General features: G+C 68.8%; 23 protein-coding genes and 1 tRNA gene. 13 read left to right on the plus strand and 11 right to left on the minus strand.

Annotation, left to right across the window (positions count from 1 at the left end; all coding sequences use genetic code 11):
• The first annotated feature begins 15 nt into the window (after positions 1-15).
• Entirely contained in the window at positions 16-687 is a 672-nt protein-coding gene (locus J9315_RS09425; protein ID WP_211977666.1) for a hypothetical protein, read from the plus strand.
• A gap of 100 nt (positions 688-787) precedes the next feature.
• On the opposite strand, the gene J9315_RS09430 is transcribed toward J9315_RS09425, so the two are convergent.
• Complete coding sequence (locus J9315_RS09430) at positions 788-2,161, minus strand: aminotransferase class V-fold PLP-dependent enzyme (RefSeq protein ID WP_198498664.1); 1,374 nt, start codon at positions 2,159-2,161, stop codon at positions 788-790.
• A gap of 265 nt (positions 2,162-2,426) precedes the next feature.
• Between J9315_RS09430 and J9315_RS09435 the strand changes: the two genes are divergently transcribed.
• From J9315_RS09435 to J9315_RS09445, 3 genes are read left to right on the plus strand one after another with little or no spacing between them, the layout of a single operon-like run.
• Positions 2,427-3,281, plus strand: a complete 855-nt coding sequence (locus J9315_RS09435) for a TetR family transcriptional regulator C-terminal domain-containing protein (protein ID WP_211977668.1) — start codon at positions 2,427-2,429, stop codon at positions 3,279-3,281.
• Positions 3,278-4,189 (plus strand): 3-keto-5-aminohexanoate cleavage protein, encoded by a 912-nt coding sequence (locus tag J9315_RS09440; protein WP_198498662.1) that lies wholly within the window; start codon positions 3,278-3,280, stop codon positions 4,187-4,189. The genes J9315_RS09435 and J9315_RS09440 overlap by 4 nt, the downstream gene beginning before the upstream one ends.
• Positions 4,186-5,691 carry a 3-hydroxyacyl-CoA dehydrogenase NAD-binding domain-containing protein gene (locus J9315_RS09445; RefSeq protein WP_211977670.1) on the plus strand — a complete coding sequence of 502 codons (1,506 nt, stop codon included), beginning with the start codon at positions 4,186-4,188 and terminating at the stop codon, positions 5,689-5,691. Before J9315_RS09440 ends, J9315_RS09445 begins: the two co-directional genes overlap by 4 nt.
• 1 nt (position 5,692) lies before the next feature.
• Here the strand turns inward: J9315_RS09445 and bioD are convergent, their stop codons facing one another.
• From bioD to bioB, 4 genes are read right to left on the minus strand one after another with little or no spacing between them, the layout of a single operon-like run.
• The gene (gene bioD, locus J9315_RS09450; protein ID WP_249120865.1) at positions 5,693-6,427 is read right to left on the minus strand and encodes a dethiobiotin synthase; all 735 of its coding nucleotides are present in this window, start codon (positions 6,425-6,427) and stop codon (positions 5,693-5,695) included.
• Between the two features lie 2 nt (positions 6,428-6,429).
• The gene (locus tag J9315_RS09455; protein WP_249120866.1) at positions 6,430-7,563 is read right to left on the minus strand and encodes an 8-amino-7-oxononanoate synthase; all 1,134 of its coding nucleotides are present in this window, start codon (positions 7,561-7,563) and stop codon (positions 6,430-6,432) included.
• Positions 7,560-8,882 carry an adenosylmethionine--8-amino-7-oxononanoate transaminase gene (locus tag J9315_RS09460; RefSeq protein WP_211977672.1) on the minus strand — a complete coding sequence of 441 codons (1,323 nt, stop codon included), beginning with the start codon at positions 8,880-8,882 and terminating at the stop codon, positions 7,560-7,562. Before J9315_RS09460 ends, J9315_RS09455 begins: the two co-directional genes overlap by 4 nt.
• Entirely contained in the window at positions 8,875-10,047 is a 1,173-nt protein-coding gene (gene bioB, locus J9315_RS09465; RefSeq protein ID WP_211977674.1) for a biotin synthase BioB, read from the minus strand. The genes J9315_RS09460 and bioB overlap by 8 nt, the downstream gene beginning before the upstream one ends.
• Before the next feature lie 200 nt (positions 10,048-10,247).
• Here bioB and J9315_RS09470 point away from each other — a divergent pair, with 200 nt between their 5' ends.
• Positions 10,248-10,781 (plus strand): YdeI/OmpD-associated family protein, encoded by a 534-nt coding sequence (locus J9315_RS09470; protein WP_211977676.1) that lies wholly within the window; start codon positions 10,248-10,250, stop codon positions 10,779-10,781.
• A gap of 164 nt (positions 10,782-10,945) precedes the next feature.
• The gene (gene helR / locus J9315_RS09475) at positions 10,946-13,096 is read left to right on the plus strand and encodes an RNA polymerase recycling motor ATPase HelR (RefSeq protein ID WP_211977678.1); all 2,151 of its coding nucleotides are present in this window, start codon (positions 10,946-10,948) and stop codon (positions 13,094-13,096) included.
• On the opposite strand, the gene J9315_RS09480 is transcribed toward helR, so the two are convergent.
• Together J9315_RS09480 and J9315_RS09485 are read right to left on the minus strand one after the other, a co-directional pair.
• The gene (locus tag J9315_RS09480) at positions 13,067-14,413 is read right to left on the minus strand and encodes an ABC transporter permease (RefSeq protein ID WP_211977679.1); all 1,347 of its coding nucleotides are present in this window, start codon (positions 14,411-14,413) and stop codon (positions 13,067-13,069) included. The two genes, helR and J9315_RS09480, sit on opposite strands and share 30 nt — an antisense overlap.
• Positions 14,410-15,309, minus strand: a complete 900-nt coding sequence (locus tag J9315_RS09485) for an ABC transporter ATP-binding protein (RefSeq protein WP_349251964.1) — start codon at positions 15,307-15,309, stop codon at positions 14,410-14,412. Before J9315_RS09485 ends, J9315_RS09480 begins: the two co-directional genes overlap by 4 nt.
• A 31-nt stretch (positions 15,310-15,340) precedes the next feature.
• Between J9315_RS09485 and J9315_RS09490 the strand changes: the two genes are divergently transcribed.
• Positions 15,341-15,874 (plus strand): TetR/AcrR family transcriptional regulator, encoded by a 534-nt coding sequence (locus tag J9315_RS09490; protein WP_211977682.1) that lies wholly within the window; start codon positions 15,341-15,343, stop codon positions 15,872-15,874.
• On the opposite strand, the gene J9315_RS09495 is transcribed toward J9315_RS09490, so the two are convergent.
• From J9315_RS09495 to J9315_RS09505, 3 genes are all read right to left on the minus strand, one after another.
• Positions 15,871-17,046 carry an MFS transporter gene (locus J9315_RS09495; protein WP_211977686.1) on the minus strand — a complete coding sequence of 392 codons (1,176 nt, stop codon included), beginning with the start codon at positions 17,044-17,046 and terminating at the stop codon, positions 15,871-15,873. The genes J9315_RS09490 and J9315_RS09495 overlap by 4 nt on opposite strands.
• 118 nt (positions 17,047-17,164) lie before the next feature.
• The gene (locus J9315_RS09500) at positions 17,165-17,530 is read right to left on the minus strand and encodes a hypothetical protein (protein WP_249120867.1); all 366 of its coding nucleotides are present in this window, start codon (positions 17,528-17,530) and stop codon (positions 17,165-17,167) included.
• A gap of 149 nt (positions 17,531-17,679) precedes the next feature.
• Positions 17,680-18,345 (minus strand): TetR/AcrR family transcriptional regulator, encoded by a 666-nt coding sequence (locus tag J9315_RS09505; protein WP_211977688.1) that lies wholly within the window; start codon positions 18,343-18,345, stop codon positions 17,680-17,682.
• A gap of 198 nt (positions 18,346-18,543) precedes the next feature.
• Here J9315_RS09505 and J9315_RS09510 point away from each other — a divergent pair, with 198 nt between their 5' ends.
• The 4 genes from J9315_RS09510 (at position 18,544) to J9315_RS09525 (ending at position 22,482) form a co-directional block, all read left to right on the plus strand.
• On the plus strand, positions 18,544-20,160 hold the full coding sequence (locus J9315_RS09510; protein ID WP_211977690.1) for a bifunctional 3-(3-hydroxy-phenyl)propionate/3-hydroxycinnamic acid hydroxylase: 1,617 nt from the start codon (positions 18,544-18,546) through the stop codon (positions 20,158-20,160).
• Positions 20,157-21,071, plus strand: coding sequence for a dioxygenase (locus tag J9315_RS09515; RefSeq protein WP_211977692.1), 915 nt, complete (start codon positions 20,157-20,159; stop codon positions 21,069-21,071). The genes J9315_RS09510 and J9315_RS09515 overlap by 4 nt, the downstream gene beginning before the upstream one ends.
• Before the next feature lie 121 nt (positions 21,072-21,192).
• Positions 21,193-21,873 (plus strand): DUF998 domain-containing protein, encoded by a 681-nt coding sequence (locus J9315_RS09520; RefSeq protein WP_211977694.1) that lies wholly within the window; start codon positions 21,193-21,195, stop codon positions 21,871-21,873.
• Between the two features lie 279 nt (positions 21,874-22,152).
• Complete coding sequence (locus tag J9315_RS09525; protein ID WP_211977696.1) at positions 22,153-22,482, plus strand: hypothetical protein; 330 nt, start codon at positions 22,153-22,155, stop codon at positions 22,480-22,482.
• Between the two features lie 96 nt (positions 22,483-22,578).
• Here the strand turns inward: J9315_RS09525 and J9315_RS09530 are convergent.
• Positions 22,579-22,651: transfer RNA gene (locus J9315_RS09530), tRNA-Ala, on the minus strand.
• A gap of 115 nt (positions 22,652-22,766) precedes the next feature.
• Here J9315_RS09530 and J9315_RS09535 point away from each other — a divergent pair.
• A complete protein-coding gene (locus J9315_RS09535; protein ID WP_211977699.1) occupies positions 22,767-23,975 on the plus strand; it encodes an FAD-dependent oxidoreductase in 1,209 nt (402 codons plus the stop codon).
• 7 nt (positions 23,976-23,982) lie between these two features.
• A complete protein-coding gene (locus tag J9315_RS09540; RefSeq protein WP_211977700.1) occupies positions 23,983-24,705 on the plus strand; it encodes an alpha-ketoglutarate-dependent dioxygenase AlkB in 723 nt (240 codons plus the stop codon).

A 24,705-nucleotide genomic window follows, 5' to 3' on the forward strand; every position in this document is an offset into this window, starting at 1 on the left:
CCGAAAGTCCACGCCATGGCCTCGACTCCCCCACCGCGCCGCGAACTCGCCAACGTCGGACCGCTCCAGCAGCTGTCCGGGGGACGGCTCCCCCGCCGTCTCGTCCAGCTGCTCGTCGGCCTCTACCTCTACGGTGCGTCGATGGCGATGGTCGTCGTCGCCGGCCTCGGCATGATTCCGTGGGACGTGCTCCATTCGGGCATCCTCAGGCACGTCCCGCTGACGTTCGGCACGATCATCACGATCACCTCGGTGCTCGTCCTCCTCGCCTGGATCCCGCTCAGGCAGATGCCGGGCCTGGGCACGGTGCTCAATGCCCTGCTCATCGGTCCGGCCCTCGACGTCACCCTGCTCTTCCTGCCGCAGCCCGAGGACCTGGGGTGGCGGATCGTCCTCCTCGTCTCCGGCGTCGTCCTCAACGGGGTCGCCTCGGCGATGTACATCGGCTCGCAGTTCGGACCGGGGCCGCGCGACGGCCTGATGACGGGGCTCTCCCGGGTCACCGGGCGCTCGATCCGGCTCGTCCGCACGCTCATCGAGGTCACCGTGGTCGCCGTCGGGTGGGCGCTCGGCGGGGTCATCGGGATCGGCACCGCGCTCTACGCGCTGAGCATCGGACCGATCACACAGGCGCTCCTGCCCGTCTTCACCGTCGAGCTGCGACCTGGCGGGACCGACCGGACCTGACCGGGCCCGACGGCGATCGGCCAGGCAACACAGGGCCCGAGAACGCCGACGGCGCCGCCCTCCCTGCATCGGGAGAGCGGCGCCGTCGGATGAGGCGGGCTCACTCCATGGTGTCGAGGATGTCGACGAGGTCGTCGAAGGTCGTGAGCGGATTGACGATCGCGAACCGCGCGTTCGGGCGACCGTCGTGGGAGCTGGGGACGACGAAGGCCCGCTGCTCCTCGAGCAGCTTGTCCGACCAGGCGTCGTAGTCCTCGCGCTCCCAGCCGACGCGTTCGAAGACGACGACGGAGAGCTCGGGGTCGCGCACGAGGCGGAGGTTCGGCCGCTTCTTGATCTCCGTGCTGATCTGCCGGGCGAGATCGATCGAATGGCTGATCGCGTCGCGATAGGTCTGCGCGCCGTAGGTCGCGAGCGAGAACCACAGGGGCAGGCCGCGCGGGCGGCGCGTGAGCTGGATGGCGTAGTCCGAGGGACTCCACTCATCGGACTCGGTGAGGGTGTCGAGGTACTCCGCCTTCTGCGTGTGGGCGCGCCGGCCGTTGCGGGGATCGCGGTAGATGAGCGCACACGCGTCGAAGGGGGCGAAGAGCCACTTGTGCGGGTCGACGATGACGGAGTCGGCCCGTTCGACACCGGCGAACTTGTGCTTGGCGAGCGGTGAGAGCATCGCGGCGAGCCCGTACGCGCCGTCGATGTGGAGCCAGAAGTCGAAGTCGTCCTTGAGAGCGGCGATTCCGGCGATGTCGTCGATCGTCCCGAAGTTCGTCGTCCCCGAGGTGGCGACGACGGCGATGACGGCGTCGCCGTGCTCCTCGAGCGCCTCCCGGACGCCCTCGGGTCGGAGGATTCCCGACTCATCGGTGGGCACGGGGGCGATGTCGACGTCCATGACGTCAGCGGCGGACTTCACCGAGGAGTGCGCCTCGGCGCTGCAGACGATGACCCACCGGCCCGGACGCGTGTCGCCGAGTTTCGCCTTCTGCGCCTCCCGGGCCGCGACGAGCGCGGAGAGGTTGCCGATCGTCCCGCCCTGGACGAACACCCCACCGGCGGTCTTCGGGAGGCCGAACTCCGAGGCGAGCCACGACAGCACTTCGTTCTCGGCGTGGACGACTCCGGCGCCTTCGAGCCACGATCCTCCGTAGAGGGCGCTCGCGGAGACGACGAGGTCGAAGGCCACGGCGGCCTTCGTCGGGGCGCTGGGGATGAAGGAGAGGTACTTCGGGTGGTCGGTCGTGATGCACGCGGGGGCGAAGATGTGCTCGAAGATCGCGAGTGCGCGCGCCGATCCGAGGCCCTCCTCGCTGATCGTCGGTCCGGCCAGCCGCGTAAGCTCGGAGTCCTTCATCGGGTGGTCGAGCGGGGTGTCGACGGCGAGGGTGCGCCGCCGTGAGTAGTCGAGCACGAGGTTGACGAGATTGCGGGTCTCATCGGAGACGACGTGCATGCGGTCGTGGGGAGTGTCGGTCATCGGGGCCTCCGAGAGAAAGTGCGGGTGTTCATTCGTCCGAGGATATCGGTTCGCAGCGGGTTTCCCGACCCCGCCCAGGCCACGGGTCGCATCGCGGAGCGATCGGCGGCATCCGCGTGACTGTCGACGGCATCCGCGCGGCCCGCCGATCACCGACGCGCGCAACCGCCGCTCTCCCGCTGCGCCCACGCCACCGGAATCGCAAACACTGATTCATCATCATATTTCCTTGCGATTGCCGCAGACACTGTCGTAGGCTCGGGGCATGGCCACCAGCATCGCCGCCCGCGCCCGGGAGACCGTCGCCGGCAGCGGCCTGTCCCAGCGCAGCCTCGCCCGGGCGATCGGCATCGACGAGACCAAACTGTCGAAGTCGCTCTCGGGTCGGCGCAAGTTCACCGCCGAGGAGCTCCTCGGCCTCGCCACGGCGACCGGCGTGACCGTGCGCTGGCTGCTCGGCGACGAGTCGACGGTCTCGGCGGTCCCCGCCGGACTGCGCACCGCCTCGGCGCTCGACGAGGCCGATCAGTCCTCGCCGCGCCGTCTCATCGTCGAGACCGCCTGGGACCTCTTCGCCCGCCACGGCTACGATGCCGTCCGCATCGCCGACATCGCCGAGGCCGCCGGCGTCTCGAGCGCGGCCGTGCACTACCACTTCGCCGGGAAGTCGGAGCTCTTCGACGCCACCCTCGAGTTCTCCGTCAAGCTCGCCTTCGACCGTCAGGTCGCGTGGCTCGACGAGATCGTCTCGCCGCGCCGGCGCCTCGAGCGCCTCCTCGAACTCCAGTCGCCCATCGGCCCCGATGCGCGTCGGGAGTGGTCGATCTGGATTCAGACGTGGAGTCGCCTCGCCGTCGAGGACCCGGCGGAGTCCGCGTATCCCGCCGGGTACGACCGGTGGTCGCGGACGGTGCGCGCCACCCTCGAAGACGGTCAGGCCAGCGGCGTCTTCCGGCCCGGCGATGCGACGGAGATGACCGACGAGCTCACCTCCGTCGTCGACGGCCTCGGCATCAAAGTCGTCACCGGACTCATGGACGTGCCGACGTTCCGTCACCGCCTCGACCGCTACCTGCGGCGAGCGATCATCACCCCCGAACCTGATGAGGAGTCATCATGAATCGCAAAGTCATTCTCACCTGTGCCGTCACCGGTGCCGGCGACACCGCGGGCAAGAGCGAGCACGTGCCCGTCACCCCGGAGGAGATCGCCGCCGACGCGATCGCCGCCGCCCGGGCCGGTGCCTCGGTCGTCCACATCCACGTCCGCGATCTCGAGACCACGCTCGGCTCCCGCGAGGTCGCCTACTACCGTGAGGTCGTCCGCCTCATCCGCGCCTCCGACGTCGACCCCGTCATCAACCTCACCGCGGGCATGGGCGGCGACCTCGTCATCGACCCCCAGGACCCGACGACGCAGATGCCGGGCACCGACCTCGTCAACGCCCTCGAGCGCCTCCCCCACGTCGAGGAGCTCCTGCCGGAGATCTGCACGCTCGACTGCGGATCTCTCAACTTCGGCGAGGGGTCGAACATCTACGTCTCGACCCCGGACATGCTGCGCGAGGGGTCGAAGAAGATCCAGACCCTGGGTGTGCGCCCCGAGCTCGAGATCTTCGACACCGGCAACCTGTGGTTCGCCAACGTCCTCGTCGAGGAGGGGCTCATCGACCCGCCGCCGCTCTACCAGCTGTGCATGGGCATCCCCTACGGCGCACCGGTCGACGCGGGTCTCCTCCAGGCCATGGTCCACCTCCTGCCCAAAGGCGCGGAGTTCACCTCGTTCGCGATCGGCCGCAACCAGCTGCCGTGGGTCGCGCAGTCGGTGCTCGCCGGCGGCCACGCCCGCGTCGGCCTCGAGGACAACCTCTACATCTCCAAGGGGGTCAAGGCGACGAACGCCGGCCTCACCGACCGCGCCGTGTCGATCATCGAGGACCTCGGCGCCGAGGTGGCCACCCCCGACGAAGCCCGCGAGATCCTCGATCTGCGCGTGCAGACCGCCACCGCGATGGGAGCCGACCTGTGACCGCACCCTCCTCCTTCCCCGCCCCCGAGTCCGTGCGGACGATCACGTGCATCGGCGCGGGCACGATCGGCGGCGGCTGGGCCGCCTACTTCCTCGCCCGCGGGTACGCGGTCAGGGTCTGGGACCCCGATCCCGCGGCCGGTGAGCGCCTCACCCGCCTCATCGACGCCGCCTGGCCCGCCCTCGCCGAACTCGACATGGTCCCCGGTGCCGACCGCACCGCCTGGACGATCCACACCGACCTCGCCGAGGCGCTGGCCGGCACCGATTTCGTTCAGGAATCCGCTCCGGAGAACCTCGACCTCAAGCGCCGCCTCTTCGCCGACATCGACGTGCTCACCCCCGCCTCGGTGATCATCGGGTCATCGACGTCGGGGTACTCGATGACGGAGATGGCCACCGAGGTGACCCGGCCCGAGCGCTTCGTCGTCGGGCACCCGTTCAACCCGCCCTACCTCATCCCCCTCGTCGAGGTCGTCGGCGGTGAGGCCACCGACCCGGCCGCCGTCGCGTGGGCCGCGGACTTCTACGCCCGCATCGGGAAGTCCGTCATCCGCATGGACCACGAGGTCCCCGGGTTCATCGCCAATCGCCTCCAGGAGGCGCAGTGGCGCGAGGCCCTGCACATGGTCGAGACGGGCGAGGCCACCGTCGAGCAGATCGACCGGTCGATCACGGACGGTCCGGGCCTGCGCTGGCCGTTCCAGGGGCCGATGCTCACCTTCCACCTCGCCGGGGGTGAGGGCGGCATGGCCCACATGCTCGACCACTTCGGTCCCTCGCTGAAGTCTCCGTGGACGCGACTCGACGCCCCCGAGCTGACGCCTGCGCTGCGCGATGCCGTCGTCGCCGGCTGTGAGGACGAGAGTGCGGGGCGCTCGATCGCCGACCTCGTCTCCGCCCGCGATGCCGGCATCGTCGCCCTGCGCAGGCTGACCGCCGACCTCGCCTCGGGCGGGAGTGCCACTGCTGCGGCGACGCCGGCTGCGACTCAGCCGGACGCCGCCGCGACAGACGCTGGCGCCGGCCCAGGCGCTGCCTGCCCGGACGCGTCCGGCACCGGGCGTCGACTCAGCGAGTACCGCACCGCTGTCCGGGAGGAGTGGATCGACTACAACGGGCACCTCTCCGAGGCGTTCTACGTCCTCGTCTTCGGGTTCGCCACCGATGCGATCATGGACGAGCTCGGCCTCGATGCGGCGTATCGGGAGGCCACCGGATGCTCCCTCTACACGGTGGAGTCCCACGTCCGGTACCTCGACGAGGTCTCGCTCGGGTCGACGCTCATCGTCCGTCCGCAGCTCGTCGCCGCCGGGGCGAAGAAGCTCCATCTCGCCTACGAGATGATCGTCGACGGCCGCGTCGTCGCGACCGAGGAGATCCTCGCCCTCCACGTCGATCAGACCGCGGATGCCGTCACGGAGTTCCCCGCGGAGATCGCAGCGACGATCGCCGAGGTGGCCCGCAGCACCCCCGAATGGTCCGGTCGCCGCGTGGGCTGAGTCAGGCGACGCTCGTCCAGCTGCCCGCCGCGGCGCGGAAGGCGGCTGGGCGCAGCTGTCCGGCGCCGGCGGGGACGGCGCCGAGCACCGGAGCACTGTCGCCGAGGCGGCGACGGTTGTCGACGGCGACCGGAGCGGGATCGGCGGGCCACGAGCCGAGGACGATTCCGCCGATGGGAAGCCCGCGGACCCGCAGGGCCTCACAGGTCAGCGCCGTGTGATTGAGGGTGCCGAGACCCGCCCGGCTGACGATGACGAATTCGACCCGGACCGCGGGATCGAGCTCGATGAGCGCGGAAGCGATGTCGGCCAGCGTGTGACCGTCGCCGAAGTCGACGAGGAGACCCCCGGCCCCCTCGACGATGACCGCGGCGGGGTCGGCCGTGTCCCGACCGCACGCGAGGATCGCCTCGGCGTGGTCATGGGGCGTCGGCAGCGAGACTCCGACCGCAGCGGCGGCGGCCGCCGGTGCCATCGGCAGTCTCAGGCTCACCCCGGTCGACCAGGGGACGCCGGCGAGGGTCCCGGCGATCTCGGCGTCACCGCGGGTGACGACATCGGTGTAGAGGGCTTCGAGGTCGCCGCGGTGCGGGTCGTCGGCGGCGATGAGACCGGTCTGCACCGGTTTGCGGAGGTGCACCGCGACAGAGCGCTGCCGCAGACGGACAGCGAGAGCCGCTGACACGATGGTCTTCCCGACCCCCGTGTCGGTCCCGGTGACGACGATGCAGCGCACAGTCAGCCCATCTCCGCGACGACGGTGCCGATCGCCTCGGCGGCGGTGTCGACGTCGGCCGCGGTGAGGTCGCCGCGACAGGTGATGCGCAGGCGGGAGATGCCGTCGGGAACCGAGGGCGGACGAAAGCACCCCACGGTCAGGCCGCGCTCCCGGAGTGCGTCACGCGCGGCGACGGCCGCCCGGGCCGAGGGCATCGGCACAGACGCCACGGCTCCGGCCGGCTCCTCGATGCCGAGAGCCGTCGTCAGAGCTCGCCGATTGGCGGCCAGCTGCGCCACCGGTGCCTCACCGGCGGCGATGAGCTGGATTGCGGCGGTGGCCGCGGCCGCTGCGGCCGGGGCGAGTCCGGTGTCGAAGATGAAGGTCCGGGCGGTGTTGACCAGGGCGTCCCGGACCGCGGCGGGTCCGAGGACCGCTCCGCCTTGGGCTCCCAGGGACTTGGACAGGGTCGCGGTGACGACGACGCGGTCACGGTGGTCGACCAGTGCCGCGGCCGCGCCCGCTCCGCCGCCGACGACGCCGATGCCGTGGGCTTCGTCGATGACGAGCAGGGCATCGAAGCGTACGCAGAGCTCGAGCAGACGCGCAAGGTCCGGGGCATCGCCGAGGACTGAGTAGACGGATTCGACGACGACGATCGCCTCGGGCTGGGTGCGCTGCCGCAGGGCCTCCTCGACGGCGGTGGCGTCCCCGTGCGGGGTGCGCACGACCTCGGCCTTCGAGAGACGGCAGGCGTCGATGAGCGAGGCGTGGTTGTGGGCGTCGGAGACGATGAGGCAGTCGGGTCCGCCGAGCGCGGTGAGCACGGCGAGGTTCGCGGCGTAGCCCGAGGAGAAGACGAGCGCCGTGTCCCGCCCGGTGAGGGCGGACAGCGCCGCTTCGGCCTCATGGTGGGCCGGGGTGGTGCCCGTGACGAGTCGTGAGGCCCGCGCGGATGTGCCCCAGCGTGCGATCGCCTCGCATCCGGCGGCGATGACGCTCGGATGGTTCGCGAGTCCGAGGTAGTCGTTCGAGGCGAGATCGAGACCGTGCGGCCCGGCGTCGACGCGGTCGAGCCCGGCCTCGGCACGGGCTCGCGCCTCGGCGCCGAGGCGGTCGAGGATCCGGTTCGCCTCACGCACGGGCGCGGTCACGGGCAGCCCTCCGCAGCGGCGAGCATCGCCGCACAGATCCCAGCGACATCCTCGGTCGTCGCGATGTACGGCGGCATCGTGTAGATGTGCGTGCGGAAGGGGCGCAGCCAGACACCGTGGTCGGCGGCGATGCGGGTGATGGTGCCGACGTCGACGGGGCGGTGCATCTCGAGGACGCCGATCCCGCCGACGACGCGGACGTCGGCGACCCCGGGCAGCGCCGCGGCCGGTGCCAGTCCCGCAGTGAGGCCCTCCCCGATCCGGGTGACGGCTGTCGCCCACGCAGGCGTGCCGTCGGGGGTGGGAGCGAAGAGCAGATCGAGCGACGCTCGCGCCGCAGCGCAGGCCAGGGGGTTGGCCATGAATGTCGGCCCGTGCATGAGGGCACGGTGAGGTGATCCGGCGATCACCTCGGCGAGATCGCTCGCACAGAGCACCGCGGCCAGGGTCATGTACCCGCCGGTCAGCGCCTTGCCGAGGCAGAGGATGTCGGGAACGATGCCGGCCTGTTCGCAGGCGAACGCGGTTCCGGTGCGGCCGAAGCCGGTGGCGATCTCGTCGGCGATGAGCACGGCGTCGAGGTCGCGGGCACGGGCGGCGAGATGGCGGAGTGCGCGGACGTCGTACGGGCGCATCCCGCCGGCGCCTTGGAAGAGGGGTTCGACGATGATGCCGGCGAGCTCGTCACCGTGGCGATCGCAGAGCTCGTCGACGGCCGCACACCACGTGTCGACCTCGGCATCGGGGGCGCTCGGCAGCGGCGGCCGCGGGGCGAAGAGCTGCTCGGTGAGCACGGCCCGGAAGTCGGCGTGCATGCTCTCGACCGGGTCGCACACGCTCATCGCACCGGTGGTGTCGCCGTGATAGGCCCCGCGCAGGGCGAGGAAGCGTCCGCGGTCGCGGCCCTGGGCGCGCTGGTACTGGATGGCGGTCTTGAGTGCGACCTCGACCGACACCGACCCGGAATCGGCGAGGAAGACGTGGTCGAGGCCCGCCGGTGTCACGGCGACGAGGCGCTCGGCGAGGTCGACCGCCGGTTCGTGGGTGAGCCCGCCGAACATGACATGGGAGAACGACCGCTGCTGGGACTCGAGTGCCTGGTCGAGTGTGGGATTGCGGTACCCGTGGACGACCGACCACCAGGAACTCATCCCGTCGAGGGCGGTGATGCTGCGCCCGTCACGTCCGACGAGGTCGACGCGGGGGCCGCGGGCACCGGCGACCGCGAAGTGCGAGCCATCGGCGAGGGCGCCGTAGGGATGCCAGAGCAGGCCGCGCTCGCGGTCGTGGAGACCGGCGACGGTCGTGGTCTCACGCATTGGGGGCCGCGGCCGTTCCCGCCCCGCGGCGGCGGATCGTGGGGACGACGATCCCGTCGGTCGCGGTGGAGGCCGGGGCCGGCTTCCCGCACGGCAGGCTCGCAGAGGCCGGGGCGGCCTCGGGGAGAAGAGCGGCGGTGCGCGCCGCCTTCGCAGCGCGCACCTGCTCCCGCAGTTCGGCTGCGCTGTCGGAGCCGACGATGGAGAAGCCGCCGTCGACGATCATGTCGAGGTCCGCCTCGGCGTCCTGGCCTTCGCTCGTGAGGTAGTCGCCGAGGAACAGGGAGTTGGCGACATGGAGGGCGAGCGGCTGGAGAGTGCGCAGGTGCATCTCGCGGCCGCCGGCGATGCGCAGCTCGCTGTCCGGGCACATCAACCGCACTGCGCAGAGGATGCGCAGGCAGTGCTGGGGAGTGAGTTCGCGGGTTCCCGCCAGCGGGGTGCCCTCGAACGGGATGAGGAAGTTGACGGGGATGGAGTCGGCGTCGAGGCGACGCAGTTCGAGGATCGTCTCGACGATCTGCTCCGGGGACTCGCCCATGCCGACGATGAGCCCGGAGCACGGGGAGAGTCCCGCGTCGCGGGCCTGTTCGACGGTGTCGACACGGTCGGCGAAGGTGTGCGTCGAGCAGATCTCGGCATAGTTCGACTCAGCGGTGTTGAGGTTGTGGTTGTAGGCGTCGACCCCGGCCGCTCGAAGGCGCTCGGCCTGCCCGCCTTTGAGGATCCCGAGGCACGCGCAGACCTCGACATCGGGGTTGTGGGCTTTGATGTCCTCGGTCATCGACGCCACCCGTTCGACGTCCCGGTTCGAGGGGCCGCGGCCGCTGGCGACGAGGCACACCCGGGAGGCACCGCCGGCGAGACCGAACTCCGCCTGCCGGCGCGCTTCGTCACCGGGCAGCCACGAGTACTTGAGGATCTCCGATTCCGACCCCAGGCGCTGGGAGCAGTAGCCGCAGTCCTCCGGGCACAGTCCCGATTTGAGGTTGACGAGATAGTTGACCTTGACCGCGTCGCCGAAGTGCAGGCGGCGGACCCGCGCGGCGGCCGCGACGACGTCAAGGAGGTCGTCATCGGAGGACTGCAGAATGGCCAGAGCCTCGTCGGGGGTGGCCGGCGAACCGGAGCAGGCGCGATCGGCGATGGTGGTGAAAGACGGCATGGCCACGATCATTGAACACTGTTCAGGAAAAGTCAATCCTCCGCACGGCTCCGCCTGTCACCTCCCCCTCCTCCGGGCGCAGAGGGTGATGGGCGCACTGGTCAGGAATCGAGAAGCCTGCTCAGCTGCCCGCGAGTATCCTGGGACGAGAGCAGTTGAGGGGGTCCGGAGGGTCGGATCCCGGTCCCGTGAGGAGAGACATGGCAGCGACGAAGACCGCACCGATCGAGTTCGCCGGAGAGGTGTCGACGCTCGGTGATCGCACGATCATCCGGCTGAGTCCCGACGCGAGTGCGGAGCTCCCCTCACGAGGTCAGGTCGCCGCCGAGGCGGTCGTCGGCGACGCGCGGTTCGCGACGGTTGTCGAGCCCGATGGGATGCGCGGTCACTGGCTCAATCTCGATGAGGTTGCGGGTCTCGAGGACGGCGAGACGCTGTCCGTGACGCTGACGCCGACGAAGGACTGGCCCGAGGTGAGCGTGCCGGAAGATCTCGCTTCGGCGCTCGCGGCTGCCGGCGATCTCGATGACACATGGGCGAGCCTGACCCCGATGGCGCGGTGGGAGTGGGTGCGCTGGATCAAGGCGACGAAGAACCCCGCGACGCGGGCCAAGCGCGTCGGCGTGGCCATCGACAAGCTCGAGAACGGCAAGCGCCGACCGTGCTGCTTCGACCTGTCCTCCTGCACGGATCCGGAGCTGTCGAAGAGCGGGAAGCTCATCGACTTCCGCTGACACCCTCCCGGTCGAGCACTCCGACTCGTCGTCATGGGCGGCTGACGAGCGGCCGGCATCTCCTCGCATTTTCAGGATATCAGCGCACAGGGGGCTTGCCGCAAGGCCCCGGACAGGGTGAACAATGGGTGGCTCACCTCGCCGTTCACCCTCCAGGAGCCTCGTTGCGAACCAGCGCCTTCGCCCTGCCCGCTCGTCTGTCCGCCAAAGCCCGACCGCACCTCATCGCCGCCGACGATGCGCTGTTCTCCCGCGTCTCCCAAGCCCTGGAGACCGAGTCCGCCCGGCTGACCACCCGCCTCGCCGAGCTGCGGGCGACACCCGCGTCCTCCGGTGAGGCGGCCGTCGAACGCGACGCCCTCGTCCGCGATGCCTCCGCGCAGCTGAGCCTGCTCGGCCGCTTCGACCTCGACCTGTGCCTCGGTCGGATGGTGACCACGACCGGTGAGACGATCCACATCGGCCGGATGGGCATCCGCGACGAGCACGGCGACCCGCTGCTCGTCGACTGGCGCACCTCTGCGGCCGAACCGTACTTCGCCGCCACCCTCGCCTCCCCCTTCGGTCTCACGAGCAGGAGACGATATCGCTGGCGGGACGGCGTGGTCATCGACTACTGGGAAGAGCAGCTGAGTCCCGACGGCGGTGCCGATGCCGCTGTGCTCGACGACCAGTCGGCCTTCCTCGCAGCTCTCTCCGCGGTGCGCTCGCCGCGGATGCCCGATGTCCTCGGCACGATCCAGGCCGACCAGGATGCGGTCATCCGCACGTCTGCCCGTCGACCGCTCGTCGTCGACGGCGGGCCGGGCACGGGCAAGACCGTCGTCGCGCTGCACCGGGCCGCCTACCTGCTCCATTCCACACCGCAGGTGAGATCCGGAGGCGGGCTGCTCTTCATCGGCCCGACCGCAACGTATCTGCGCTACGTCGACGACGTCCTCCCCCGCCTCGGTGAGGATGCGGTGCAGATGTGCACGCTGAGCGACCTCGTGCCGGAGACTGCCACGGCTCCCGAGTCTGCGGACTCCGCCCGGATCAAAGGTGCGCTCGATCCCGCCGAGGTGGTCGACCGGGCCGTCTCGCTCTACGAGCAGCCGCCGACCGACGACCTGACCGTCCCGACTCCGGCCGGCGAGATTCCGGTCGGACTGGGGATGTGGGCCGAAGCGTTCCGGGCCGGGATCGGGACGACGCCGCACAACGACGCCCGTGATGAGGTGTGGGACGAACTCGTCGACATCATCGTCGACCATGCCCGGGACCTCGATGAGGACATCGACGAGGGGTTGACTCGGCGCATGGTCCGCTGCGATCCGGCACTGCGGACGGCACTGACAGCCGCATGGCCCGTGCTCGATCCGCTCGACATCGTCGGCGACCTGTGGACCGTGCCGGCCTACCTGGACATGTGCGCACCGGGGCTGACGCCGACGCAGATCGACGCGCTCATCCGCCGAGAACCGCGAGACTGGACGGCATCGGATCTGCCGTTCCTCGATGCCGCCCGCCGTCGCATCGGCGACCCGGACGCTCACCGTCGCCGACGCACCGACGAGCGCGAGTCCGCCGCCGAACGCGCGCGGATGAGCGACGTCATCGACGACCTCATCTCTGCCGACGACAGCGAGCTGCGGGAGATGACGATGCTCCGCAGCGCGGACCTGCAGGCAGCTCTGAAGAATTCCAGTGGTCGAACGGTGCCGCAACCGGATCGGCTCGCCGGTCCGTTCGGTCACATCATCGTCGACGAAGCCCAGGAGCTCACCGATGCCCAGTGGCGGATGATCCTCGACCGGTGCCCCTCGAAATCGGTGACGATCGTCGGAGACCGCGCTCAGGCAAGGGACGGGTTCGCCGAGACGTGGGAGGCACGGCTGTCGCGGGTGGGGCTGAGCGTCGAGACGGTGCACCTGAGCGTCAACTATCGCACCCCCGCCGAGGTGATGGCCGAAGCCGGTCCCGTCATCCGTGCCGCCCTCCCCGATGCGAATGTGCCAGACTCCGTGCGCACCTCCGGAAACCCGTTGCGCCGTGAACGGACGGAGGCGCTCATCCCCGTCGTCGAGGCGTGGCTGAGCGCCCACGAGCAGGGCACCGTCGGCATCATCGCGGCCGACCCCAGTGTCCTCCCCGTCCCGGGTCGCTGGCGGCGATCCGAGCGGGTGAACGCGTTCACTCCACTCGAGGTCAAGGGTCTCGAGTTCGATCTCGTCGTCCTCGTCGACCCCGATCGGTTCGGTGACGGCATCACCGGTGCCGTCGACCGCTACGTCGCGATGACCCGATCAACCGCGGAGCTCGTGATTCTCTCCTGACGCCGCCCGCCTCCCAGACAGCCTTGTCGCAGCGCTGATGATGCCGATCGTGAGAAGCGCTCCGATGACGATCGTCATCACGTATGGCACCGGATTGAGCACGGCCAGGGGCGTTCCCAGCTTCGCAATCGCGAACGGAATCACAGCGACCGCGGCGGCCACCGCAGCGGCGACGGCGCTGGCGAGGATGGCGATGACACCTTCGGCGACGACTGTCCGGCGCACCTGGCCTGCGGTCGCGCCGACGAGTCGCAAATCTCTGAGCTCCTCACGCCGCGCGGCGATCGCTGAGACGATGGTGTTGGCCAGGGCGATGGCCATGAATGCAGCGATGAGCACCACGACGAGGTAGTTGATCGAAGCCATCACCGCACCGATCCCGCCGGAGTTCGAGTTCGCGTCGTTCTCGATGGCCTGCATCGTCAGCGTCCCTGACGAGACTCCGATGAAGAGGACGAGGAAAGTCACGAGGGGACGGGAGCGCTGGTGCACCTCGCGCAGGTTGATGCGGGCGAGGTGGACGCTTGCCGTCCCGCGAACCGAGGCCTTGCCGAGCAGACGATTGGCCAGACCGAGGATCTCGGCGGCGAGCAGGGCCGTGCCCACTGCCACGAGCACGACTCCCGGGCCCGTGGCCGCGGTGGCGTACACGCTGGAGGGATCCATTGCCAATGACGTCACCGAGGAGGCCAGGCCGATGACGATGAGCGTGACAGCTGCCGCCCGGCGGACACGTGGTCCCCGCTGCCGCGAAGCCGCGGTCTCAGGTGCACCGATCGGACTGCGACGTGCCGCTGAACGCGCGCCGAGGTGGCCGCCGAGCACACCGGCCGCAATGACGAGCAGACCGGCAGTCGCAGGGAGAACCCACCCTGGAGTGTAGTGGGAAGCCGCGCTGATCAGACCATTCGCCGCGACGCGCGAAACGATGACACCACCGAGAAGATAGCTCAGTGCCACGCCCGGCAGGGCAGCGACAACGGAGATCGCGGCGGTCTCGACTGCGGCCAGGCGCCTCACCTGCTCAGGCGTGGCTCCGATGAGGCGAAGCCCGGTGATCTCGTCGGTGCGGTTCTCCAGAGCCACAGAGACTGTTGACACGACGGCGAAGACGACGATTGCGAGGATCCACGTTCCCATGATGAGAGGGAACTGGGTGAGGAACGGTCGGTCGGCAACGGCTGTCTCCGGTGCGATCCCAGTGGCGAGGATGGCGGCCATCGCCGAGACCAGGGTCGTCCCGACGAGGATGACGACGCCAGTGGCGAGGAAACTGCGCCGGTGGTGCGCTGCGGACTGCAGCGCGATCCGGATCATGGCGCCACCTCGGTGGGCATTCCGGGCGCGGACTCAGCCGCCGGTGGAGGGCCGGGCTCCGTCTGCTCTGCATCATCGATGAGTGCTGCCATGCGCGCAGCCACCACACTCGCCGTGGGGTCGACGAGGTCGTCGACGATGCGCCCGTCGGCCAGGAAGAGCACGTGGTCGGAAAAGGCGGCAGCTGTCGGGTCATGGGTGACCATGACGATGGTCTGACCTCCGTCGGCGAGGTCCCGGAGCAGGGTGAGGACGTCGCGTGCACTGCGCAGGTCGAGAGCACCGGTTGGCTCGTCGGCGAAGACGATGGCCGGGTCGGTGATCAGGGCACGAGCCACGGCAACCCGCTGTCGTTGACCTCCTGACAGCTGGCCCGGCCGATGGTGGGCGCGCTGTCCCAAACCGACTTGGGCAAGGAGCCGGTCGGTCGCGCCGTCCTCAACGGGTCGACCGTCGAGACGCAATGGCAGCTCGATGTTCTCGGCGGCAGTGAGTGCGGCAAGCAGGTTGAAGGATTGGAAGGCGAAGCCGAGTTCTCGGCGACGCAGCCGGGCAAGTTCCGCCTCATCCAATCCGACCACGTTCTCACCGGCGAGTTCCACGATTCCAGAGGTCGGCTCCTGGAGCCCTGCCGCACAGTGCAGCAGTGTGGTCTTCCCCGATCCCGACGGCCCCATGATCGCGGTGAATGTGCCTTTCGGGATGGTGAGATCGATTCCCCGTAGGGCGTGAACCGGACCGCCCTCTCCCGGGTACGTGCATGTGAGCGCGGTGAGCCTCAGCGCGGGTGAGGCGGACGGCTGCTGAGTGGACGAGGTGCGTGATCGGATTTCGTCTCTCATGATTCTCCTCTCTGCGAGGCGAGTTGCCCCGGTTGAAACAACCGTATCAAACATGTGTTTTAAACACAGGTGCTACGATCGCTTCATGAGCCGCCCCGAACCTGACGCGACGAAGAGCCGCCTCCTGGCAGCGGCTCGAACCTGCCTGCTCAACAAGGGATATGCCGACACCACCGTGCGTGACCTCATCGGTGAGAGCGGGACGAATCTGGCCTCGATCAACTACCACTTCGGCTCGAAGGAAGTGCTGCTCAATCAGGCCCTGTTCGACCTCAACGGCGAATGGGGAGAGCTGCTCTTCGGTGCGGTCGCCGCACCGGATCTGTCGGCCACCGAGCGGTGGCAGCGTGTCATCGAGGCGATCGATGACAACCGCGCGATGTGGTTCGTCAACTTCGAGGCCATCAGTCTGGCTCAGCACAATGACACCATTCGCGCAGGCCTCGAAGAGCGCGGCGATGCCGCACGGGCCGTGCTCGCACGCGCTTTCGGGGGTGACGACGACAGGGCCGGTTCGCGTCACTACGCGATGCTCATCGGCGTAGCCGCCCAGTGGCTGCTCGACCCTGACTCGGCGCCGAGTGCTGAAGAGATCACCTCGCCGACTTCGGAGGACTAAGGCGCCGTGCCGGTCTCGTCACCACGCGACGCGGGACGAAGAGCGAGGAGGATGCCGAGACTCCCGGCGAGCACCGCGCCGGTGATCGTCCACGGCAGGCCCACAGCAGAGGAGATCACGCCGATGAGCAGCGGACCGATCAGTCCTGCGGTGTAGCCGACCACACTGATGCGGGCGATCGAGGCCGCCGGATCACCGAACCGGGAGGCCCGGCTCAGGGTGATCGGAAACACCGGACCGATCGCCAAGCCGATGACCACGATCGACCCCACGACGATCCCGGGCACCGCGCTGAGCATTCCGATCGTCATCGCCGTCGCGGCCGTCACTGCCCCGGCACAGAGGATCACCGTTTCGCCGAGGCGGTCGGCCAGCAGGTCGGTGACTGCCCGTGATCCGACCATGGCCACGGAGAACAGCGTGAGCGCCAACGCACCCTGCGTTGCGGTGGCGCCCAGGTCACGAGTGAGCAGGAGCGCCGACCAGTCCGTGATGACGCCTTCGAGCAGCAGTCCGCAGATGGCCAGGACGGCGATCGCCGCCGGGAGGTGCGAGGTGAAACGAGGACCGTCGGGTGGACCTGCGGATTCGGGCACGCGTTCCCGCTCAGGCCCCCGTCCCCCAGCGCGCAGGAGACCGGGAGCAGCAGTTGCCGCGAGAACAACGAGCACGGCTGCCACGACCGCGAAATGCCCGGCGACGCTCGCACCGAGGGAGGTCGCGACGAGCGCACCGACACCGCCGGCCACGACCCCGAGACTGAATCCGGCGTGAAGGCGTCCGAGCACGCCCGAGCGCAGTCGATGCTCAATGCGCACCCCTGTGAGGTTCATCGTGATGTCGCACAGGCCCCCGGCGACACCCATCCCGAAGAGAGCTGCGAAGAGCGCAACGAGGTTCGGTGCCGCGGCGATCACCGGCAGGCCGAGGGAGAACCCCGTCGCAGAGAGGAGGCTGACGAGTTCGGGCGACACCCAACGGGTCAGGTGACCGGCACACAACATCGCCGGGATGGCTCCGGCGGCGAAGCCGAGCAGGGCGATGCCCAATGCCGCGTCACCCACGTCGAGGGCGGCTGCGACCTCGGGAATGCGCGGCGACCAGCTGGCCATGACTGAGCCGTTGATGAAGAAGATGAGCCAGAGGCTGAAGAGGTGGTGGCGTTGAGACATGGGGACCCCTTGGGCCGCCCTCACGATGCCTGCTGACGTCTGCCCGGACGGGTCAGGCACACGGGCACTCGCTGTGCCCAGGCTACCAATGACCGCCGTTCGGCGCACCGCCCGGAGGTCAGTCCTGCGCGCCCCTGTCGGTGGCGATCGCCCACGACATCTGCACGAGGGGAATCTGCAGCGGCAGGCGCGCGAGCGCGATCGCCCGCCCGCGGGGTGAGTGCCAGTACTTGACCACGGTGTAGATGTTGGCCGGGTAGACGGCGACCATGAGTGCCGCCGAGGCGGCCCCTCCGAGGCGTCGTGTGCCAGGGTTGGCGAGCAGGGCGGCGCAGCCGAGTTCGGCGACCCCGCTCGCATAGGTCCACGCCCGCCGATTGCCGAGGGCAGGCGGGACGATCGAGTCGAATGTCCGCGGTCGGATGAAGTGCATGGCCCCGGCGAATCCGAGCAGGCCGGTCATCAGTGCAGGTCTCAGTCTCATCGGACTCCTCTGGGTGAATATGTCAGCGTCACGGACAGGTCAGTCGTCAGACTAGTCGATCTCCGCGTGACCGTGTTACCGATGAGTATTCGGACTCTCGGCGCACTCGGATGGGCCGATCCGACGTGCGTCCCCGGGGCCGCGTCCGGTCACTCAGGTGCGGCTGGGCTCCTGTTTCCGTCGGATGGGTTGAGCGGCGGCAGGGGCGGCAGCGGTCGCCGGGCAAGGTCGCGCGCCTCCTCGCGCGAGATCCCCACCATCCGCAGCAGGTACTGCGTGTAGGTGGCGACGACTTCATCGGACCCCCCGCGCTCAAGTCGCAGACGCATCGCCGAGAGCAGCGCCCCGAAGGTCATCGCCCCGGCCAGGGCGACGTCGTCGATGTCGAAGCGACCGCTGTCGACGCCCTTCTGGATGTCCCGATTGGCACGCGGACCCAGCACGTCGAGCAGCCCCGCATGGGCGAGACCGAGCCGGACGAGCAGCCACCCCCACACGGGATCGGAGATCGCCGTCGTCGCCAGGTGCCGCAGAGACACCGCGTAGACCTCGGCGGCATCGTCGAAGTCCCCGGTCAGCGCATCAAGACGCTGGCCGAAGGTCTCGACGAGGTCGAAGACGACCTCGTCAGTGAGCTGTTCGACGGAGGTGAAGTAGTTGTAGAACGTCCCGACGGCGATATCGGCGCCGTTCGACACAGCCCGAATCGTCAGCGCCTCCGGTCCGCCGGTGGCGATGACGTCGCGCGCGGCATCGAGGATGCGACGACGTGTCGCCTCGGCCTTGCGGGCGCGCCGGTCGGGAGATTCTGCCATGGACACGATTGTGCCTGCTCAGGCCATGCCTCGGCCAGCAGGCGCGCGAGGTAAGAGGCCATGGGAACGGACGACAGCCTCGGCGCGCGAGGAGAACTCCCAGGCGGAATCCGCGGACAAACCCTTGACGGCCCCTCACCCCCTCCCCATAATGAACATAAGTTCAACGATGAACAGATGTTCACATAGGAGTGAGACATGACCCCCGCATCCGCACCCACCGTCGAACACACCGCCGATGTCGTCATCAACGGCCTCGGCCCCGTCGGCCTCCTCGCCACGATCCTGCTCGGTCGCCAGGGCTACCGCGTTCACGCCCTTGACCGGTGGCACACGCAGTACGGACGCCCGCGTGCGGTGACGTTCGATCATGAGATCGCCCGCGTGCTCGCGATGATCGGGATCGACCCCGACAACGACCCGGCGATCGACTTCCACGACGACCATTACTACTGGCTCAACGGGGACGGCGAGATCCTCATGGAGATCGACTGGCTGGGCAAGGAGGACAACGGGTTCCGCAAGCGGTACTGGTTCAGCCAGCCCGAACTCGAGGACCGGCTGCGCGTCATCGCCCAGACCCTGCCCAACGTCACCCTCCATTTCGGACGCGACACCGTCGCCTTCGCCCAGGACGAGGACGGTGTGACCCTCGACTTCCGGGAGACGGTGCCCGGTCTGCGCACCGTCGACTACGCCGAGGGCGGAGAGTCCGGTCGGATCCGGGCGCGGTATGCGATCGGGGCAGACGGGGCGAATTCGTTCCTCCGGGAAGCGGTCGGGGCGGAGATGACGGATCTCGGCTTCCTCTTCCACTGGCTCATCGTCGACACGAAGCCCGAGGTCATGCCCTCGTACATGACGCACCACTTCCAGGTCTGCGATCCCGTGCGGCCGACCACGGTCGTGCCGGGCGGGCCGGGCAGGCGCCGGTGGGAGTTCATGATGCTGCCCGACGACGATCTCCAGGAGATGCTCACCCCGGAGGCGGCGTGGAAGCTCCTCGAGCCGTGGGACATCCGTCCCGACAACGCCTCGCTCGAGCGTCTGGCCCTCCCCCGGTTCGAGGCGAAATACCTCGAGAAGTGGCATCACGGGCGGACGATGCTCGTCGGCGATGCCGCCCATCTCATGCCGCCGTTCGCCGGTGAGGGCATGTGTGCGGGGCTGCGTGACGTCGTCAATCTCGCATGGCGCCTCGATCTCGTGCTCCAGGGGCTCGCCGACGGGAACCTCCTCGACGCTTGGTCCGACGAGCGGCGCGATCAGGCGAAGTGGTACATCGAGTTCTCCGTCGACCTCGGCAAGATCATCTGCATCACCGATCCCGCCGAGGCGGCCGCCCGGGACGCGCGCATGCTCGCCGACCATGCCGAACAGTCGAAGGTCGGGCCGCTGCCGGCGCATGAGACGATCCTCGGCCCCGGCACCTGGGTCGCCGAGGACGGCACCGCGGGCAAGACGGGCATCCAGGGGTGTGTCGCCCACCGGGGGCGGACCGGACGGTTCGACGATGCCGTCGGCCACGGCTGGTTCCTCCTCTCGACTCCCGAGGCGTCCGGAGACCTCGATCCGGGTCTGGCAGCCGACCTCGAGCGGGTCGGGGGCCGGCACCTGACGGTCGGGGGTCCCGACAGCGGTGCCGAGGTCATCGATCTCGACGGAACGTATGCGACGTGGATGGGTGAGCACGGTGCCCGCCACCTCCTCATGCGACCGGACTTCTACGTCGCCTTCGTCGCCGGTGATGCCGCCGAACTCACCACGCGCCTCGATTCGATCCTCTCGGGCATGATCGTGCGGGCGGCAGCATGAGCGACATCTCCCCCGAGCAGTCGGCGCGCGAACAGGGACTCGTCGATGAGGTCATCGCGTCATTCGCGGGCACCGACGACGCCCGCCTGAAATCGGTCATGGAGGCCCTCACCCGGCATCTGCACGCCTTCCTCCGGGAGGTGCGCCTCACCGAGGCGGAGTGGAACGCCGGCATCCGCTTCCTCACCGATGCCGGGCACATCACGACCGGGACGAGGCAGGAGTTCGTGCTCCTCTCGGACACGCTCGGGGCGTCGATGCAGGTCGTGGGCATGAACAATCCCGAGCACGCGAATGCCACCGAGGCGACGGTCTTCGGTCCGTTCTTCGTCGACGACGCCCCGGAGATCGCCCGCGGGGAGGACACGGCGTTCGGGGCGCTCGGCGAGCCCTGCCTCGTTGAGGGGTCGGTCACGGACACTGAGGGCAATCCGATCCCCGGGGCGCGCATCGAGGTGTGGGAGGCCGACGAGGACGGCTTCTACGACGTCCAGTACGACGACGAGAGAACGGCTGCCCGGGCGCATCTGTTCTCCGACGAATCCGGCACCTACCGGTTCTGGGGGCTGTTTCCCACACCGTACCCGATTCCCGACGACGGACCCGTCGGGGCGATGCTCGCCGCGACCGGGCGCTCGCCGATGCGTGCGAGCCACCTGCACTTCATGGTCACGGCACCGGGCTTCCGGACGCTTGTCACGCACATCTTCGTCCGCGGTGATGAGCAGCTGGAGATCGGTGACAGCGTCTTCGGGGTCAAGGAGTCGCTCATCATGGACTTCTCGCATCATGCGCCCGGCACCCCGACACCCGACGGACACGACGTCGGTGGCAGAGGGTGGGCCGAGACGCGCTTCGACATCGTTCTCGCCCCCGGCGATGGGGAGGGCATGCGCGTCGCGGGGTCATGACTTTCCCGCCGGTCGCCTCGCATCACCTCTGATCGCCCTACGATGAACGCAGACCGCGTCTCCGGTTGCCGCGTCCCAGCGCGATCGGAGGCGATCGCGTTCGACGAGGAGGGCGAGGCACATGAGGCAGCGTTGGAGAATCGGGGCAGCTCTCTGGGTGGCCAGTGCACTGCTGCTGCCCGTCCAACTCATCGTGGCACTGCAGTGGCCGGACGGGTATTCGGTGACAGGGAATGCGATCAGCGACCTCGGTGTCACGGTCTGCGGCCCCTTCACCGAGGGCGGCGTCGTCCGCGAGGTCTGCTCACCGTGGCACGTCGGGTTCAATGCGGGTATGGTCGTCTCCGGTGTGCTCACAGCCCTTGGTGCAGTGCTGCTGCACGGCTGCAGGAGTCGCCGGACTGGACGCGTGGCGACGATTCTCATGGCTGCCGTCGGGGTGTGTGTCGTCGCGGTGGGCTTCGCGCCGTGGGATCGCCACCCGGCCCTGCATGACGGGGCCGCCGCGGCGCAGGCTCTCCTCCAGTGGGCGGCGATGATTCTGCTCGCCGTTGCCGCCGGTCGCAGTGTCTTCAGGTGGGTGACGATCGCGGCCGTCGCCGTCTCGATTCTCGGATTCGCAGCGTTCCTTCTCGCCCTCGACGGCGCCGCGGTGCCGGGTCTGAGCTTCGGCATCGCCGAACGCCTCTCCTTCGACACGCTCACCGTCTGGACGGCAGCAGTCGGCGTCGCCGTGCTCGTCGGTCGCGGTAGGGACGGCAAGCCGAGAGAGATCGGTCCCTCGGAGGAACCGAAGCTCTGAAACAGCGTCTCTTCCGCCTCAGCGCTCAAGGCATCTCGACCCTATTGCAGTTCCGATGCGTGCACGCTGGAATTGCCGCCACCTCGCCGCTGTGGGAATGGGAAAAGCACTACGATCACGCCGCGCCACCGGCAAGGTGGAGACAAGGGGAATTGCACCACGACGGTTGACGATCTGTGTGCCTCCGTGTTTGCCTCGAAGGCAGGGGATCGTCACACCGGCCCTGACCGACGAGACCATTCGCACCCCGATTTCGCAGAGCTGAGGAGGCAAGGCCCTATGGCAGAAGACGACAGCTCTCAATCCGATCAGTCCAGCGGACGATCGAGGCGCACGATCAGATTCTTCCCCGACTACGGGAGGACCGTCCTATGGGAGAACGGATCGGCGAACTACGCCCTCTATCCCGAGGACCTCGGCCTGTCAGACTCGTTGAGCAAGGACATACAAGATTGGAATTCCTACTGGAACAGTCACTTCGACCCGTTCGACGGCTGGAAGTCCGAAGAGAGTCACCAGCGAAGTCAGGCTGAAGGGGACGCCATCGTCGAACGCCTGCGAGCCGAGATCGGCAGTTTCGCCGATGTCGTCGATGACAGGTGGGTTTGACAGCCTCAGCACCCGACTATCGCGGTCCCGATGACGTCTGACTTCACCGGCTGGGAAAGCGAAAGGCGCCGCGTTCACGCGGCGCCTCCGACAGAGTGGAGCTAAGGGGAATTGAACCCCTGACCTCTTCATTGCGAACGAAGCGCTCTACCAACTGAGCTATAGCCCCTGACACCGCACTACTCTAGACCCGAGCACCCAGGAAGCACAAAACCGGGAGTGGTTGACTCGGGATTCCGACAGTAGAGTCTGTGACAAGGACCCCGATACAGCAAGGAGCGAGCATGGCCCAGGAATTCGGAATCGTCGTCATCGGTGCGGGAATCGGCGGAGGTCAGGTGGTTGAGGCCCTGCGCAATGACGGCTTCGCCGGCACCATCGCCCTGGTGGGCACCGATCCCCTTCCGCCGTACTACCGTCCTGATCTGTCGAAGAAGGTCATGCTCGAGGACACCGACCCCGCGGACTCCGCACTGCGCGGCGCGGAGTGGTATCCGGCCCATGACGTCACGACGTTCTTCGGCGACACCGTGACGAAGCTCGACACCTCCGCCAACACCGTCACCCTGGCCTCCGGCGAGGAGCTCACCTACGCTCAGGCGATCCTCTCGACCGGTTCGACCCCGCGCACTCTCGAGGTTCCCGGTCAGGAACTCGCCAACGTGCACACCCTGCGCACCGCCGGTGACGCCGTGGCCATCCGCTCGCAGTTCGGCGAGGGCAGGAAGGTCGTCATCATCGGCGGCGGCTGGATCGGCCTCGAGGTTGCCGCCGCCGCCCGCACGCACGGCTCCGATGTCACCGTCGTCCTCCGCGACGCTCCTCCGCTGAAGAACGTCCTCGGCGATGAGCTGGGACAGTACTTCGAGGATCTGCAGTCGAAGAACGGCGTGAAGTTCCTCGCCGACGCCGACACCACGGGCTTCGCCGGCGAGGACTCCGTCGACACCGTGCAGACGACGAAGGGCGACCTGCCCGCTGACCTCGTCGTCGTCGGCATCGGCGCGGACCCGACGATCGAACTCGCCGAGGCGGCCGGCCTCGACATCGACAACGGCGTTCCCGTCGACGAGAAGATGCGCTCGAGCGTACCGAGCGTGCTCGCCATCGGCGACATCGCCAACGCCTTCAACACCCGACTCGACTCCCGGATCCGCGTCGAACACTGGGACAACGCGGTGCGCCAGGCCGATGTCGCCGCCTCCACACTCACCGGCGGCAGCAAGGTCTACGACTGGGAACCGTACTTCTACACCGACCAGTTCGACCTCGGCATGGAGTACGTCGGCCACGGCTCGGGAGACGACGACGTCGTCATCCGCGGGGACAAGGACTCCGGCGAATTCATCGCATTCTGGACCAAGGACGGCACCGTCACCGCCGCGATGAACGTCAACGTCTGGGACGTCAACGACGACCTCCGCCGGATCGTCGGCACGCAGGTCGACGCCTCCCGCCTCGCCGACGAATCGGTTCCGCTCACCGACCTCTGAGACGTCCATGCCCGCCCTCTTCGCCGACGACGCCTTCGACCGCGGCCCCCGAGTCATCGCGCCCGGAGCCGTGTGGCTGCCCGGCTTCCTCGACGATGCCGGTCAGGCGTGGATCGCCCGCCAGTACGCCCGGTGGCGCACCGGCCCGGTACCGCCGCACTCGACGACGATCATGGGACACCCGATGAGCGTGACGACGATCGGACTCGGGTGGCACTGGCGGCCGGGCCGCTACGACCGTGAAGCCGTCGACGTCAACCGGGAGCGCGTCCCGCCGTTCCCCGACTGGATGACACGGCTCGGGCGCCAGATCCTCACCGCTGCCGCCGAGGCGGTCGATGCCGACCCCGACCACCCCACCGGGGCGGCTGGCGCGTGGGGGTTCGACCCCGCGCACTACTCCCCCGACGTCGCCCTCATCAACTACTACGACGAGGCGGCGAAGATGGGAATGCACCAGGACAAGGACGAACACGATCCGGCCCCGGTCGTCTCCCTCTCCCTCGGCGACACGTGCACCTTCCGATTCGGCAACACCGAGACGCGGAACCGGCCGTACGAGGACATCCGGCTCGCCTCAGGCGACGCCTTCGTCTTCGGCGGTCCCGCCCGGTTCGCCTACCACGGGGTGACGAAGATCCACCCGGACACCGCCCCGGACTCGGCGCGTCTGACCGACCTCGGCGGCGGCAGGATCAACATCACGATGCGCACGACCGGCCGCGACTGA

Origin of the sequence: Brevibacterium sp. W7.2, from assembly GCF_018137945.1 — a bacterium.
In the GTDB taxonomy this organism is placed as follows: Bacteria; Actinomycetota; Actinomycetes; order Actinomycetales; family Brevibacteriaceae; genus Brevibacterium; species Brevibacterium sanguinis.